Genomic DNA, 11,939 nt, shown 5'->3' on the forward strand with positions numbered 1-11,939 from the left:
GACGTGAGCGTTGCGCGGCTGGGCGCTGGGGGGCTGGGCCCTGCGCGGTGAGTGCTGGGCGGCCGAGCCGTAAGCGGCGGGAAGGTGGGCGGTGAGTGGCTGGGCAAGGGCGGCACGGCAGGGGCGGAGGCGGGGCAGCAGCCGTCGGCCAGAGGCGAGTGGGCGCCCCTACCCATCCCCGGGCGTGACCAGCCCCGACTCATACGCGAACACCACCGCCTGTGCCCGGTCCCGCAGGTCCAGCTTGTGCAGCACTCTCCCGATGTGGGTCTTCACCGTCTGCTCCGCCAGTACCAGCTTCTCCGCGATCTCCCCGTTCGACAGGCCCCGGGCGATCAGCTCCAGCACCTCCGTCTCCCGCGGCGTGAGCCCGTTCAGCTGCAGCGATGGATCGCCGCGCCGCGGCTTTCGCTGCTGTGTCGCGAAGTCGGCGATCAGGCGGCGCGTTACCGACGGGGCCAGCAGCGCGTCGCCGGCCGCCACGACCCGTACCGCCGAGATCAGGTCCGCCGGCGGGGCGTCCTTCAGGAGGAAGCCGCTGGCGCCCGCCCGTAGGGCCTCGTAGACGTAGTCGTCGACGTCGAAGGTCGTCAGCATCAGCACCTTCGGGCGGTGGGTGACCCCGGGCGGTGGGTTCAGGAGCTGCCGGGCCGCCTCCAGGCCGTCCATCTCCGGCATCCGGACGTCCATCAGCACCACGTCCGGATGCGTACGGCGGCCCACCTCGACGCCCTCGACGCCGTTCACCGCCTCGCCGACCACGTCGATGTCGGCCTGTGCCGCCAGCAGCGCGGCGAAGCCCGCTCGCACCATGGCCTGGTCGTCGACGATGATCACCCGGATCGTCACGCCGCCCCCTCGCTCTCGTCCTCGGTCACCGGCAGCCGCGCCGCCACCCGGAAGCCGCCGTCCGGCAGCGGCCCGGTGTCCAGGTCGCCGCCCACCAGCCGCACCCGCTCGCGCATCCCGACCAGCCCATGGCCGGTGCTCTCGGACGTCTCCAGCGGCTCTGCCGGCGTGGCGGCGGGGCCGTTGACGATCAGGACGCTCAGCCGGTCGTCGGTGCCTGACACGGACACGTCGGTACGGGCGCCGGGCGCGTGCCGCACCACGTTGGCGAGCGCCTCCTGGATGATCCGGTACGCCGACAGGCCCACCGCCTGCGGGAGTTCCGGCAGCGGGTCCGGCAGCGCCAGCTCCACCGGCACCCCGGCCCGTACCGTCGACTCCACCAGCGCGGGCACCGCGTCGAGGCCCGGCTGCGGCTCCCGCTCGCCGCCGCTCTCCTCGCTGCGCAGCACGCCCAGCAGCCGCCGCATCTCGGCGAGCGAGGTGCGCGCGGTGGCCGCGATGGTCTCGAACTCCTCCTGGGCCGCGGCCGGTAGTCCGCCGATGCGGTACGAGGCGCTGTCGGCCTGCACCGTGATCACCGACATGTGATGGGCGACCACATCATGCAGCTCGCGGGCGATGCGCGCCCGCTCCTCCAGGAGCGTGCGCTGCGCCCGCTCGGCCTCGCTCAGCTGCTTCTGCTCGGTCAGCTTGCGCTGCGCCTCGCCGCGCTCGCGCAGCGCGCCGCCGAGGATCAGCAGGGCGCCGGTGAGGATGAACAGCAGCACATTGCCGCCGTCGCTGTACTTCGGCCGGATCTGGCCGAGCCACAGGCCCGCGATGCCGGTGACCAGCCACACGCCGACGAGGGTGCGGCGGTCGTGCCGCAGGCCGATGGCCAGGGCGAGGAGCAGATAGCCCACTATGAACGCGGGCGGCCAGGGCCACGAGAGACTCTGCAGCTCACCGGACCGGTCGACCTTGTCGGCGAGTACGGGGATGAGCAGGACCGCGCCCACGATCCCGCCCGCCAGCGAGATCCACCAGGCCTGCAGCGGCCGCGTCACCGCGAGCAGCAGCGGCGCGGCCTGCGCCGTGGCGATGGCCCCGGCGGTCGGCCCGTCCATGCCGTAGTCGTGCGACAGCACCTGCACGGTGACCGGCAGCAGGATTGCGACCGCGACCAGCGCGAGCAGATACGGCGCCCGCCGCCACCGCCGGCTCCGCGCGTTGGCCAGCAGCGGCGTCGCCGGGTACACGGGCGTCACCAGCGCCCGCCCGAGGGCACGCACCTCCCGCACAGCGGCACGGGCCAAGCCCAGATCGGCGGTCTCCATCGCGGATCAAGCGTAGCCGCGCGGGAGCTCACAGCTCCGCCAGCAGCTCCGCCTTCTTCGCGCTGAACTCCTCGTCCGTCAGCAGCCCCGTGCGGTGCAGCTCGCCGAGATGGCGGATCCGCTCCGCGATGTCCGCCGGGTCCGGGCGGAGGGAGGCGGAGGCGGCCGGCAGGGCGGGCGAGGCGCCGCGCAGGGCCTCCAGCACGGCGGCCGCGAACGGCAGCGACTCGTGCACGAGCCCGTATCCGAGGCCGAAGACCACCGACGCCGGGTCCTGGTCCGCGGCCGGCTCCCCGCCGGAGCCGCCAGAGCCCCCGGACCCCCCGCGCCCGCGCAGCCGCAGATGCCCGCCGAGCGCCTCCGGCGACCGCCACTCGACGCCCTCCAGCTCATCCACCGGAAAGGTCTGGTCGCCGGCCTTCCACTTCGCCGACGAGGCGCCGGTCCAGAACCACCGGAACGTCACCGTCTTGCCGTCGAAGGAGGCCTTGCCGTCGTAAGCCTTGAAATGCAGGGGCGGCGCCGGAGCTGCCACCAGATACTCCGGCGCCGGTTGGTCAGCCGCCGGATCAAGCACCCCCCGGAGTTCGTCCCGGTAGTACTCCGCGAGGGTCTCCCGGGCCCCCGGCAGCACCAGCCGGTACGGATCGCAGGACTCTTTCAACTGCCCGTCCGCCGCGTCCGTCAGCGGATCGGCCCCCGGCCGCGGGGTCAGTCGCAGGGCGACTGTGCCGCGCTTGCCCGGGGTCAGGTCGACCGCCGAGAGTGCGGCGAAGGGTATGCGGCGCTCGCCGAGCGCCTGCAGCAGCCTGGGTGTCCGGATCCCCCGTTCGTAGCGGATGAGCACGGAGTCCGTATCGAACTCCCAGGCGGCGTGAAGACCGGCCAGTACATCACCCATGCGGGCCATCGTAGGCGCCACTTGTCCGCTCGTCCCCCTCTGTGCGTACGCGCCGGTTACGCGCGTTGCGTCCCTCGTTCTCCGTCCACCGGACGTCCCGTCACCGCAGGTCCAGCGGAGCCGAGCAGTCCGTATCGCTGCTGTCGCACGTCACCGCCGGGTATCCGCCGGTCCCGATGGCGGCGAAGTTGGCCAGGCTCGCGGTGCCCTTGCGGAAGTACTCGGCGTGGCCGTGGGTGCCGTCCGCCGAGATCCGCCGCGCACCGAAAGAGGCGGCCACCGGGTCGGAGCCGTGCCCGAGCCCGGCCACCTCCAGGTGCGGCACGTCCTGGATCCAGTCGGTGGCGCCGCGCGCAGCCCACACCCGGGCGTCGGTACGCAGCTCCCGTGCGCTGTCCACCCGCATTCCCGGGCTGCCGGCCACCGTGATGTCGGTGACCCGGTCGGGCAGCCCGGAGGCGGCCACGCCGCAGGCGACGGAGCCGTACGAGTGGCAGAACAGGGCGGTGTCCGCGTGGCCCGGCAGCCCCGCCACCAGCTGCTGCAGCCGGTCCGCGCCGTCCGCGGCGAGCGGCTCGGTGGCGGCGTCCACGCCCACGCCCTCGGGCGTCGTGTAGTCGGCCCAGGCGATCACCGCGGTGCGGGTGTGCGGAGCCTGCGCCCGCTCGGCGTTGTACAGGTCGCGGGCCATGCCGGCGGGTGCGGCGTAGGGCTTCCAGGGCTTGTCGTACGTGGACAGGTCGGTGTCCACGCCCGGCACCACCACCGACACCCGCTGCGCCTGGTCGAGGTCGCCCAGGACCTCGGCCACCCGGCCGCGCCCGGTGGGGTCGAAGGCGAGCACCTGGCGCCCGTCGCGCAGCAGCCGGTCGACCTGCTTCAGCCGGTCGTGCGCCTCCTTGCGGCCCTCCGGGGAGAGCCGGGAGTCATGGCTGCGCGCCTGCTCCGTTTCACGTGCCTTGGTCAGGGCAACCCGGTTGGCGTGGTACCGCAGCTCCACGGGAGCGCCGTTGAGATTGCCCACCACGTACGGAAAACGCTCCGCCAGCCGCTCGGACTCCGCTCCGGTCAGGCCGCGGAAGAAGCCCGCCACCTTGCCGGGCGTCGCCTCCGGTGACGGCACGCGCCCGCCGGCCACGGAGGCGTCGCCCCACTTGGCGAGCTCGGCGGCATGCGGGCCCTGCATGGCCGGGCTGGCCCGCACGGCCGTCCAGCCGGTGGTGGCGAAGAGGCCGAAGACCACCGCGATGACGAGCACGGCTCGGCGCACGGTGGAGGCGGTGGTTTTGGAGCGGAACTCCGCGAAGGCAATCACTGGTGGGAAACCCTAGGGGACATCGGGTGCGAGTGAGGGGTGAGCCAGGTCACTTATGACCGGGCTCACCCCTCCCGTACAGCAATTGGTCCTACGCGTCGCCCCCGGCGGCGCCCGGGTCGGCGGCGGAGACGTCCAGCAGCTGATAGCGGTCGATCGCCTGCTTCAGCACCGAGCGGTCCACCTTGCCCTCCTTGGCGAGCTCGGTGAGCACGCCGACCACGATCGACGGGGCGTCGATGTGGAAGTAGCGGCGGGCGGCGCCGCGGGTGTCGGCGAAGCCGAAGCCGTCCGCGCCGAGCGACTGGTACGTGCCCGGCACCCAGCGTGCGATCTGGTCGGGGACGGAGCGCATCCAGTCCGAGACGGCCACCTTCGGGCCCTCGGCGCCGGAGAGCTTCTGGGTGACATACGGCACCCGCTGCTCCTCCTCGGGGTGCAGCAGGTTGTGCCGCTCGACGTCGACGGCCTCGCGGCGCAGCTCGTTCCAGGAGGTGGCCGACCACACATCGGCCTTCACGCCCCACTCATCGGCGAGGATCTGCTGCGCCTCGAGCGCCCACGGGACCGCCACGCCGGACGCGAGGATCTGCGCCGGTACGGACCCGGCCTGGCCCTCGCTGAGCTTGTACAGGCCCTTGAGGATGCCCTCGGCGTCCACGTTCTCCGGCTCGGCCGGGTGCACGATCGGCTCGTTGTAGACCGTCAGGTAGTAGAAGACGTCCTCGCCGTGCGGGTGCTCGGGCGAGGAGCCGTACATCCGGCGCAGGCCGTCCTTGACGATGTGCGCGATCTCGTAGCCGTAGGCGGGGTCGTACGCGACCGCGCCCGGGTTCGTCGAGGCGAGCAGCTGCGAGTGCCCGTCGGCGTGCTGCAGGCCCTCACCGGTCAGCGTCGTACGGCCCGCGGTGGCGCCGATGACGAAGCCGCGGGACAGCTGGTCGGCCATCGCCCAGAACTGGTCGCCGGTGCGCTGGAAGCCGAACATCGAGTAGAAGACGTAGACCGGGATCAGCGGCTCGCCGTGGGTGGCGTAGGCGGATCCGGCGGCGGTCAGCGCGGCGGTGCAGCCGGCCTCGGTGATGCCGTCGTGGAGCAGCTGGCCGGTCGGGGACTCCTTGTAGGCCAGCAGCAGCTCGCGGTCCACGGACTCGTAGGTCTGGCCCAGCGGGTTGTAGATCTTGGCGCTCGGGAAGAACGAGTCCATGCCGAAGGTGCGGTACTCGTCCGGCGCGATCGGCACGAACCGCTTGCCGATCTCCTTGTCCCGCATCAGGTCCTTGAGCAGCCGCACGAACGCCATCGTGGTGGCGATCTCCTGGCTGCCGGAGCCCTTCTTCACGGGCGCGTAGGCCTTCTCGTCGGGCAGCTGCAGCGGCTTGCTGCGCACCACCCGCGTCGGTACGTACCCGTCCAGCTGCTTGCGCTGGTCGTGCATGTACTGGATCTCTTCGGAGTTCCGGCCCGGGTGGTAGTACGGCGGCAGGCCGTCCTCGAGCTCCTTGTCCGGGATCGGCAGGTGCAGCCGGTCGCGGAAGCGCTTGAGGTCGTCGACCGTGAGCTTCTTCATCTGGTGGGTCGCGTTGCGGCCCTCGAAGTTCGGGCCGAGCGTCCAGCCCTTGACGGTCTGCGCCAGGATGACCGTCGGCTGGCCCTTGTGCTCCACAGCGGCCTTGAACGCGGCGTAGACCTTCTTGTGGTCGTGGCCGCCGCGGCCGAGGTGCAGCAGCTGGTCGTCGGTGAGCGACTCGGCCATCTTCCGCAGCCGCACGTCGTCGCCGAAGAAGTGCTCGCGGATGTAGTCGCCGGTCTCGGTGGCGTAGGTCTGGAACTGGCCGTCCGGGGTGGTGTTCAGCTTGTTCACCAGCACGCCGTCGCGGTCCTGGGCCAGCAGCGGGTCCCAGGAGCGGTCCCAGATCAGCTTGATGACATTCCAGCCGGCGCCGCGGAAGTACGACTCCAGCTCCTGGATGATCTTGCCGTTGCCGCGCACCGGGCCGTCGAGGCGCTGCAGGTTGCAGTTCACGACGAAGGTGAGGTTGTCCAGGCCCTCGCGCGCGGGGAGGGAGAGCTGACCGAGGGACTCGGGCTCGTCCATCTCGCCGTCGCCGAGGAAGGCCCAGACGTGCGACTTGGAGGTGTCGGCGATGCCGCGCGCCTCCATGTAGCGGTTGATCCGGGCCTGGTGGATCGCGCCCAGCGGGCCGAGGCCCATGGACACGGTCGGGAACTCCCAGAAGTCCGGCATGTTCCGCGGGTGCGGGTAGCTGGACAGGCCGTTCGGGGCCTTGGAGTGCTCCTGCCGGAAGCCGTCGAGCTGCTGCTCGCTGAGCCGGTCCAGGAGGAAGGCGCGGGCGTAGATGCCGGGGGAGGCGTGGCCCTGGAAATAGACCTGGTCGCCGCCGTCGCCGCCGTCCTTGCCGCGGAAGAAGTGGTTGAAGCCCACGTCGTAGAGGGACGCGGAGGAGGCGAAGGTGGCGATGTGGCCGCCGACGCCGATGCCGGGCCGCTGGGCGCGGGAGACCATCACCGCGGCGTTCCAGCGGGTCGCGTTCAGGACCTTGCGCTCGATCTCCTCGTTGCCCGGGAAGAACGGCTCGTCCTTGGTGGCGATCGTGTTGACGTAGTCCGTCGACCGCATCTCCGGGACGGCCACGCGCTTCTCGCGGGCCCGCTCGATCAGCCGCAGCATGAGATAGCGGGCGCGCTCGCGGCCGCGCTCGTCGACGGCCGCGTCGAGGGAGTCGAGCCACTCCTGGGTCTCTTCGGGATCGAAGTCCGGGACCTGGCTGGGGAGACCGCCAATGATGATCGGGTTGCGATCGGATCCGGAAGCCACGCTGTTCCTTCGCTTGGTCTGGGCTGGATCGACGCGGGGGTACGCGCCGCCCGCGGGCGGAGCCCGCTACTGGGTACTGCCATCGTGTACCGCGGTGGCGGCTACGTCATCTCTACCGAGGGGTAACCCCAGGTCCACTGGCTGGCCGCATACCCAAATCGCCACCCTACCTCCCAGGCCGGACGACCCGGACGTGCGCCCGTTCGGCCCCTGGCCGGGCGTTCGGGGACAAATCCCGTCCGATGCCCGCACCGCTTTGGCAGCAGAGGCGGGCAACGTCAACGTTTGGGCGGGATCGGCCGCCGGGTACTTGCGCGATTCGCGCTGCCCGTGTGGACTACGGCCAGTACCCGCACGCACGCGGGTGCTGACATGCACCTAAAACGAGCAGGAGGCAATCCGTGAGCGCGACCGCGGACCACGCGGAGAAGAGTCTGGCCGAACGGCTGGGCTTCAAGTCCGGACAGGTGGTCCAGGAGATCGGCTACGACGAAACCGACGCCGATCAGGAGCTCCGCGATCAAGTCGAGGAGACCATCGGCCAGGCCCTCGTGGACGAGGACTATGACGATGTGGCCGATGCCGTGCTGCTCTGGTTCCGCGACGACGACGGCGATCTGACCGACTCGCTCGTGGACAACCTCCAGTACCTCGAGGAGGGCGGGCACATCGTGCTGCTCACGCCGAAGACCGGCCGTGAGGGGTACGTGGAGGCGAGCGAGATCAGCGAGGCGGTCAAGACCGCGGGCCTGACCTCGTCGAAGAGCGTCAGCGCAGGCAAGGACTGGACGGGCAGCCGGCTGGCGACGCCCAAGACCGCCCGGCGCTGAAAGTCCGCCGTCAGCGGCGGGCGGGGCGCACCCGGGTGCGAAACTGTGCGCATGGCTCGCAGTGCCCCGCTCCGTAATGAACCGCCCGCCGCAGGCGATACCGCTCCGGACTTCACCCTTCGTACGCAGCATGGCGAGACGGTTCGTCTCGCCGAATTGCGCGGAGAGCGGAACACCGTCCTCGTGTTCTTCCCCTTCGCCTTCACCAGCGTCTGCACCGGCGAGCTGCGGGCGCTCCGCGACGCGCAGTCCCGGTTCGTGAACGACGACGTGCAGCTGCTCGCCGTCTCCTGCGACTCGATGCACGCGCTGCGGGTGTTTTCCGAACAGGAGCGCATCGACTACCCGCTGCTGAGTGATTTCTGGCCGCACGGGAACGTATCCAGGGCCTACGGAGTCTTCGATGATGAGAAGGGCTGCGCCGTGCGCGGCACCTTCGTCATCGACAAGAACGGCGTGATCCGCTGGGTCGTGGTCAACGATCTGCCGGACGCACGTGATCTGAACGACTACGTTAAGGCCCTCGAGAGCCTGTAACACATCGGATTTGGGAGGACCCGTGGGAGTCAGTCTCAGCAAGGGCGGCAACGTCTCCTTGAGCAAGGAGGCGCCTGGCCTGACGGCAGTGATCGTCGGTCTCGGCTGGGACGCCCGCACGACCACCGGCAATGACTTCGACCTGGACGCCAGCGCGCTGCTGACCGGCGCGGAGGGCAAGGTCGTCTCCGACCAGCACTTCGTCTTCTTCAACAACCTCAAGTCCCCGGACGGCTCCGTGGAGCACACCGGTGACAACCTCACCGGTGAGGGCGAGGGCGACGACGAGCAGGTCAAGGTCAATCTGGCCGGTGTGCCGGCGGACGTCGAGAAGATCGTCTTCCCGGTGTCGATCTACGAGGCCGAGTCGCGCCAGCAGTCCTTCGGCCAGGTGCGCAACGCGTTCATCCGCGTGGTGAACCAGGCCGACAACAACGAAATCGCCCGCTACGACCTCAGCGAGGACGCCTCGACCGAGACCGCGATGGTCTTCGGCGAGCTGTACCGGCACGGCGCGGAGTGGAAGTTCCGCGCGGTGGGTCAGGGCTATGCGTCGGGGCTGCGCGGCATCGCGCAGGACTTCGGCGTGAACGTCTGATCGGAGCGACTGGTCGGGCTACGAGCCGCGATCACCGAAGCGATCGGCGCCGGCCCGGTGCCGCCCTCTCCGGGGTTTTCCACAGGGGGAGGCGGCGCCGGGCCGTCGTTTGAGACGCTTTGCGAGACTGGGATGGCAGCACAGTCCAGGAGGGGACAGCAGATATGGGCGTAACACTGGCCAAGGGGGGCAATGTCTCCCTCTCCAAAGCCGCGCCGAACCTCACTCAGGTGTTGGTCGGCCTCGGCTGGGACGCGCGCTCCACGACGGGCGCGGACTTCGACCTCGACGCGAGCGCACTGCTCTGCGGCGCCGACGGGCGCGTCCTCGGGGACGAGTACTTCATCTTCTACAACAACCTCAAGTCGCCGGACGGCTCGGTGGAGCACACCGGCGACAACCTCACGGGTGAGGGCGAGGGTGACGACGAGTCGCTGATCCTCGATCTGAAGACCGTGCCGGCCGCGGTCCAGAAGATCGTCTTCCCGGTGTCGATCCATGAGGCGGAGGTGCGCGGACAGGCGTTCGGGCAGGTCAGCAATGCCTTCATCCGCGTGGTGAACCAGGCGGACGGCGCCGAGCTCGCGCGCTACGACCTGAGTGAGGACGCCTCCACGGAGACCGCGATGATCTTCGGTGAGGTTTACCGGCGTGGCGATGAGTGGAAGTTCCGGGCTGTTGGGCAGGGGTACGCGTCGGGTCTGCGTGGCATCGCTCTAGACTTCGGCGTCAACGTTGCTTAAAGCTCGGGCAAAACTGCCGGCAAAGATCGGATTGGACAGCAAGTGATCTGGAGAACGTTCGGCTGGTCCTTCGGCGTCACCGTCGCGGGCCTCGCTGCCGCCGCCTACTTCTGGGGCTGGGAGGGCTTCGCCGTCGTGGCGATCCTGTCCGTGCTCGAGATCTCGCTGTCGTTCGACAACGCGGTGGTCAACGCCGGTGTGCTGAAGAAGATGAATGCCTTCTGGCAGAAGATCTTCCTGACCATCGGCATCCTCATCGCCGTCTTCGGCATGCGGCTGGTCTTCCCCGTGGTGATCGTGGCGGTGACGGCCAGTAAGAGTCCGATCGACGCGGTGCGGCTGGCGCTCGACCATCCCCAGCAGTACGAGGATCTGGTCACCGACGCCCACCCGGCGATTGCGGCGTTCGGCGGCATGTTCCTGCTGATGATCTTCCTCGAGTTCATCTTCGACGACCACGAGCACAAGTGGCTCAAGTGGATCGAGAAGCCGCTCTCCCGCTTCGGCCGGATCGACGCCATCTCCGTCTGCATCGCGCTCATCGCGCTGCTCGTCACCGCGACCACCATCGCCACCAGCGCGGTCCAGAGCACCGGACACGCGGACAAGTCCGGCACGGTAATGCTCGCGGGCATCGCCGGTCTGATCACGTATCTGATCGTCGGCGGGCTCTCCAACCACTTCGAGAACAAGCTCGAGGAGGAGGAAGAGCGGGAGCACGAGGAGGAAGAGGCCGCGAAGCGGGCCGGCAAGGAGCCGACCGCGGTCGGGCTCGCGGGCAAGGCCGCGTTCTTCATGTTCATGTACCTCGAGGTGCTGGACGCGTCGTTCTCCTTCGACGGCGTCATCGGCGCCTTCGCGATCACCAACCACATCTTCTGGATGGCGCTCGGCCTCGGCATCGGCGCGATGTACGTCCGGTCGCTCACGGTCTACCTGGTCCGCGAGGGCACCCTCGACGACTACGTGTACCTGGAGCACGGCGCGCACTACGCGATCGGCGCCCTCGCCGTGCTGCTGATGGTCACCATCAAGTGGCACATCCACGAGGTCATCACCGGCCTCATCGGCGTGGGCCTGATCGCCGCGTCCTTCTACTCCTCGGTGCGGCGCAACCGCCGCATTGCCGCCGAGGGCGGCGATGACGAGGGCCCTAAGGGCGAAAAGTCGGAGGTTGCTTCTGGCGTCCGCTGAGGAAAGCTACTGAGTGCGGGGCGGTTGCCGGAGACGTCCGGCGGCTGCCTCGCAGTCGTTTGTCCAGGGGAGGGTGCGAGCCATGGGGTTCTGGGGTAACTGGCGGCGCGAAGGGGTGCGGCAGTTCGACAGTGTCGGCGCCTCGTACTCGGTGCAGCTCACCAAGCGCAATCCGGTGGTCTCGCTGGCCAAGCAGGGCGCCGACCGCGGCCATCTGCGGGTGAATCTCTCCTGGCGGATGCGCTCGTCCGACGTCGACGACTTCACCACCCGGCGGCGGCGCAGCAGCACCAGTGGCGGCGGGCTGCTGCGGCATCCGTCGAAGCTGTTCCGGCCCGAGATGCCGTCGCCGCAGGGGCAGGCGATGGTCAATGTCGACCTGGACCTGGCCTGCATGTACGAGCTGAACAGCGGGGCGCGCGGGGTGGTGCAGCCGCTCGGCAACTTCCTCGGCGACATCAACTCCCCGCCATACATCAAGCTCAGCGGCGACGACCGCTTCGGGTCCGGGTCCGGCGAGACGGTCTACATCAACATGGACCACCGGGATGAGTTCAAGCGGCTGCTCATCTTCGTCTACATCTACGACGGCACCCCCGCCTTCGACCGTACGCAGGCCATCGTCACGCTCTACCCGAGCTCCGGCCCGCGCGTCGAGATCCGGCTGGACGAGCGGGCGCCGGAGGCGCGGTCCTGCGCGGTCGTGATGATCGAGAACATCAAGGGCGAGATCACGGTCCGGCGCGAGGTGAAGTACGTGTACGGGTTCCAGTCGGAGCTGGACCGGCTGTACGGGTGGGGGCTGCAGTGGGGG

General features: G+C 69.7%; 11 protein-coding genes. 6 read left to right on the forward strand and 5 right to left on the reverse strand.

The annotated features are described in order from the left end of the window. Window positions 1–168: 168 nt before the first annotated feature. The 5 genes from G5C51_RS34120 to aceE all read right to left on the reverse strand — a co-directional run bounded on the left by G5C51_RS34120 (window position 169) and on the right by aceE (window position 7,223). Window positions 169–849: a response regulator gene (locus G5C51_RS34120; RefSeq protein ID WP_165243326.1), complete on the reverse strand. Its 681-nt coding sequence runs from the start codon at window positions 847–849 to the stop codon at window positions 169–171. Next, window positions 846–2,168 (reverse strand): sensor histidine kinase, encoded by a 1,323-nt coding sequence (locus G5C51_RS34125; RefSeq protein ID WP_165243328.1) that lies wholly within the window; start codon window positions 2,166–2,168, stop codon window positions 846–848. The genes G5C51_RS34120 and G5C51_RS34125 overlap by 4 nt, the downstream gene beginning before the upstream one ends. A 28-nt stretch (window positions 2,169–2,196) precedes the next feature. Beyond that, entirely contained in the window at window positions 2,197–3,069 is an 873-nt protein-coding gene (locus tag G5C51_RS34130) for a DUF4429 domain-containing protein (protein ID WP_165243330.1), read from the reverse strand. A 100-nt stretch (window positions 3,070–3,169) separates the two neighbouring features. After that, window positions 3,170–4,384 carry an alpha/beta hydrolase gene (locus tag G5C51_RS34135; RefSeq protein WP_338118403.1) on the reverse strand — a complete coding sequence of 405 codons (1,215 nt, stop codon included), beginning with the start codon at window positions 4,382–4,384 and terminating at the stop codon, window positions 3,170–3,172. Between the two features lie 91 nt (window positions 4,385–4,475). Then, window positions 4,476–7,223 carry a pyruvate dehydrogenase (acetyl-transferring), homodimeric type gene (gene aceE, locus G5C51_RS34140; RefSeq protein WP_165243332.1) on the reverse strand — a complete coding sequence of 916 codons (2,748 nt, stop codon included), beginning with the start codon at window positions 7,221–7,223 and terminating at the stop codon, window positions 4,476–4,478. 401 nt (window positions 7,224–7,624) lie between these two features. Between aceE and G5C51_RS34145 the strand changes: the two genes are divergently transcribed. The 6 genes from G5C51_RS34145 to G5C51_RS34170 form a co-directional block, all read left to right on the forward strand. Continuing rightward, window positions 7,625–8,053: a DUF3052 family protein gene (locus G5C51_RS34145; protein WP_165243334.1), complete on the forward strand. Its 429-nt coding sequence runs from the start codon at window positions 7,625–7,627 to the stop codon at window positions 8,051–8,053. A gap of 51 nt (window positions 8,054–8,104) precedes the next feature. Beyond that, entirely contained in the window at window positions 8,105–8,590 is a 486-nt protein-coding gene (locus G5C51_RS34150; protein WP_165243336.1) for a peroxiredoxin, read from the forward strand. Between the two features lie 22 nt (window positions 8,591–8,612). After that, a complete protein-coding gene (locus G5C51_RS34155; RefSeq protein WP_165243338.1) occupies window positions 8,613–9,188 on the forward strand; it encodes a TerD family protein in 576 nt (191 codons plus the stop codon). A gap of 164 nt (window positions 9,189–9,352) precedes the next feature. Beyond that, a complete protein-coding gene (locus G5C51_RS34160) occupies window positions 9,353–9,931 on the forward strand; it encodes a TerD family protein (protein ID WP_165243340.1) in 579 nt (192 codons plus the stop codon). A gap of 42 nt (window positions 9,932–9,973) precedes the next feature. Beyond that, window positions 9,974–11,125 (forward strand): DUF475 domain-containing protein, encoded by a 1,152-nt coding sequence (locus G5C51_RS34165; protein WP_165243342.1) that lies wholly within the window; start codon window positions 9,974–9,976, stop codon window positions 11,123–11,125. Window positions 11,126–11,207: 82 nt separating this feature from the next. Then, window positions 11,208–11,939 (forward strand): TerD family protein (locus G5C51_RS34170; RefSeq protein WP_165243344.1); only part of this gene is annotated, 732 nt, incomplete at its 3' end.

The sequence above is a fragment of the Streptomyces coryli genome (assembly GCF_011044975.1).
GTDB lineage: Bacteria > Actinomycetota > Actinomycetes > Streptomycetales > Streptomycetaceae > Streptomyces > Streptomyces coryli.

Coding starts and splice junctions, on each gene's coding strand:
- G5C51_RS34130 (WP_165243330.1), bottom strand. CDS start 3,069: ATGGGTGATGTACTGGCCGGTCTTCACGCCGCCTGGGAGTTCGATACG.
- G5C51_RS34125 (WP_165243328.1), bottom strand. CDS start 2,168: ATGGAGACCGCCGATCTGGGCTTGGCCCGTGCCGCTGTGCGGGAGGTG.
- G5C51_RS34160 (WP_165243340.1), top strand. CDS start 9,353: ATGGGCGTAACACTGGCCAAGGGGGGCAATGTCTCCCTCTCCAAAGCC.
- G5C51_RS34150 (WP_165243336.1), top strand. CDS start 8,105: ATGGCTCGCAGTGCCCCGCTCCGTAATGAACCGCCCGCCGCAGGCGAT.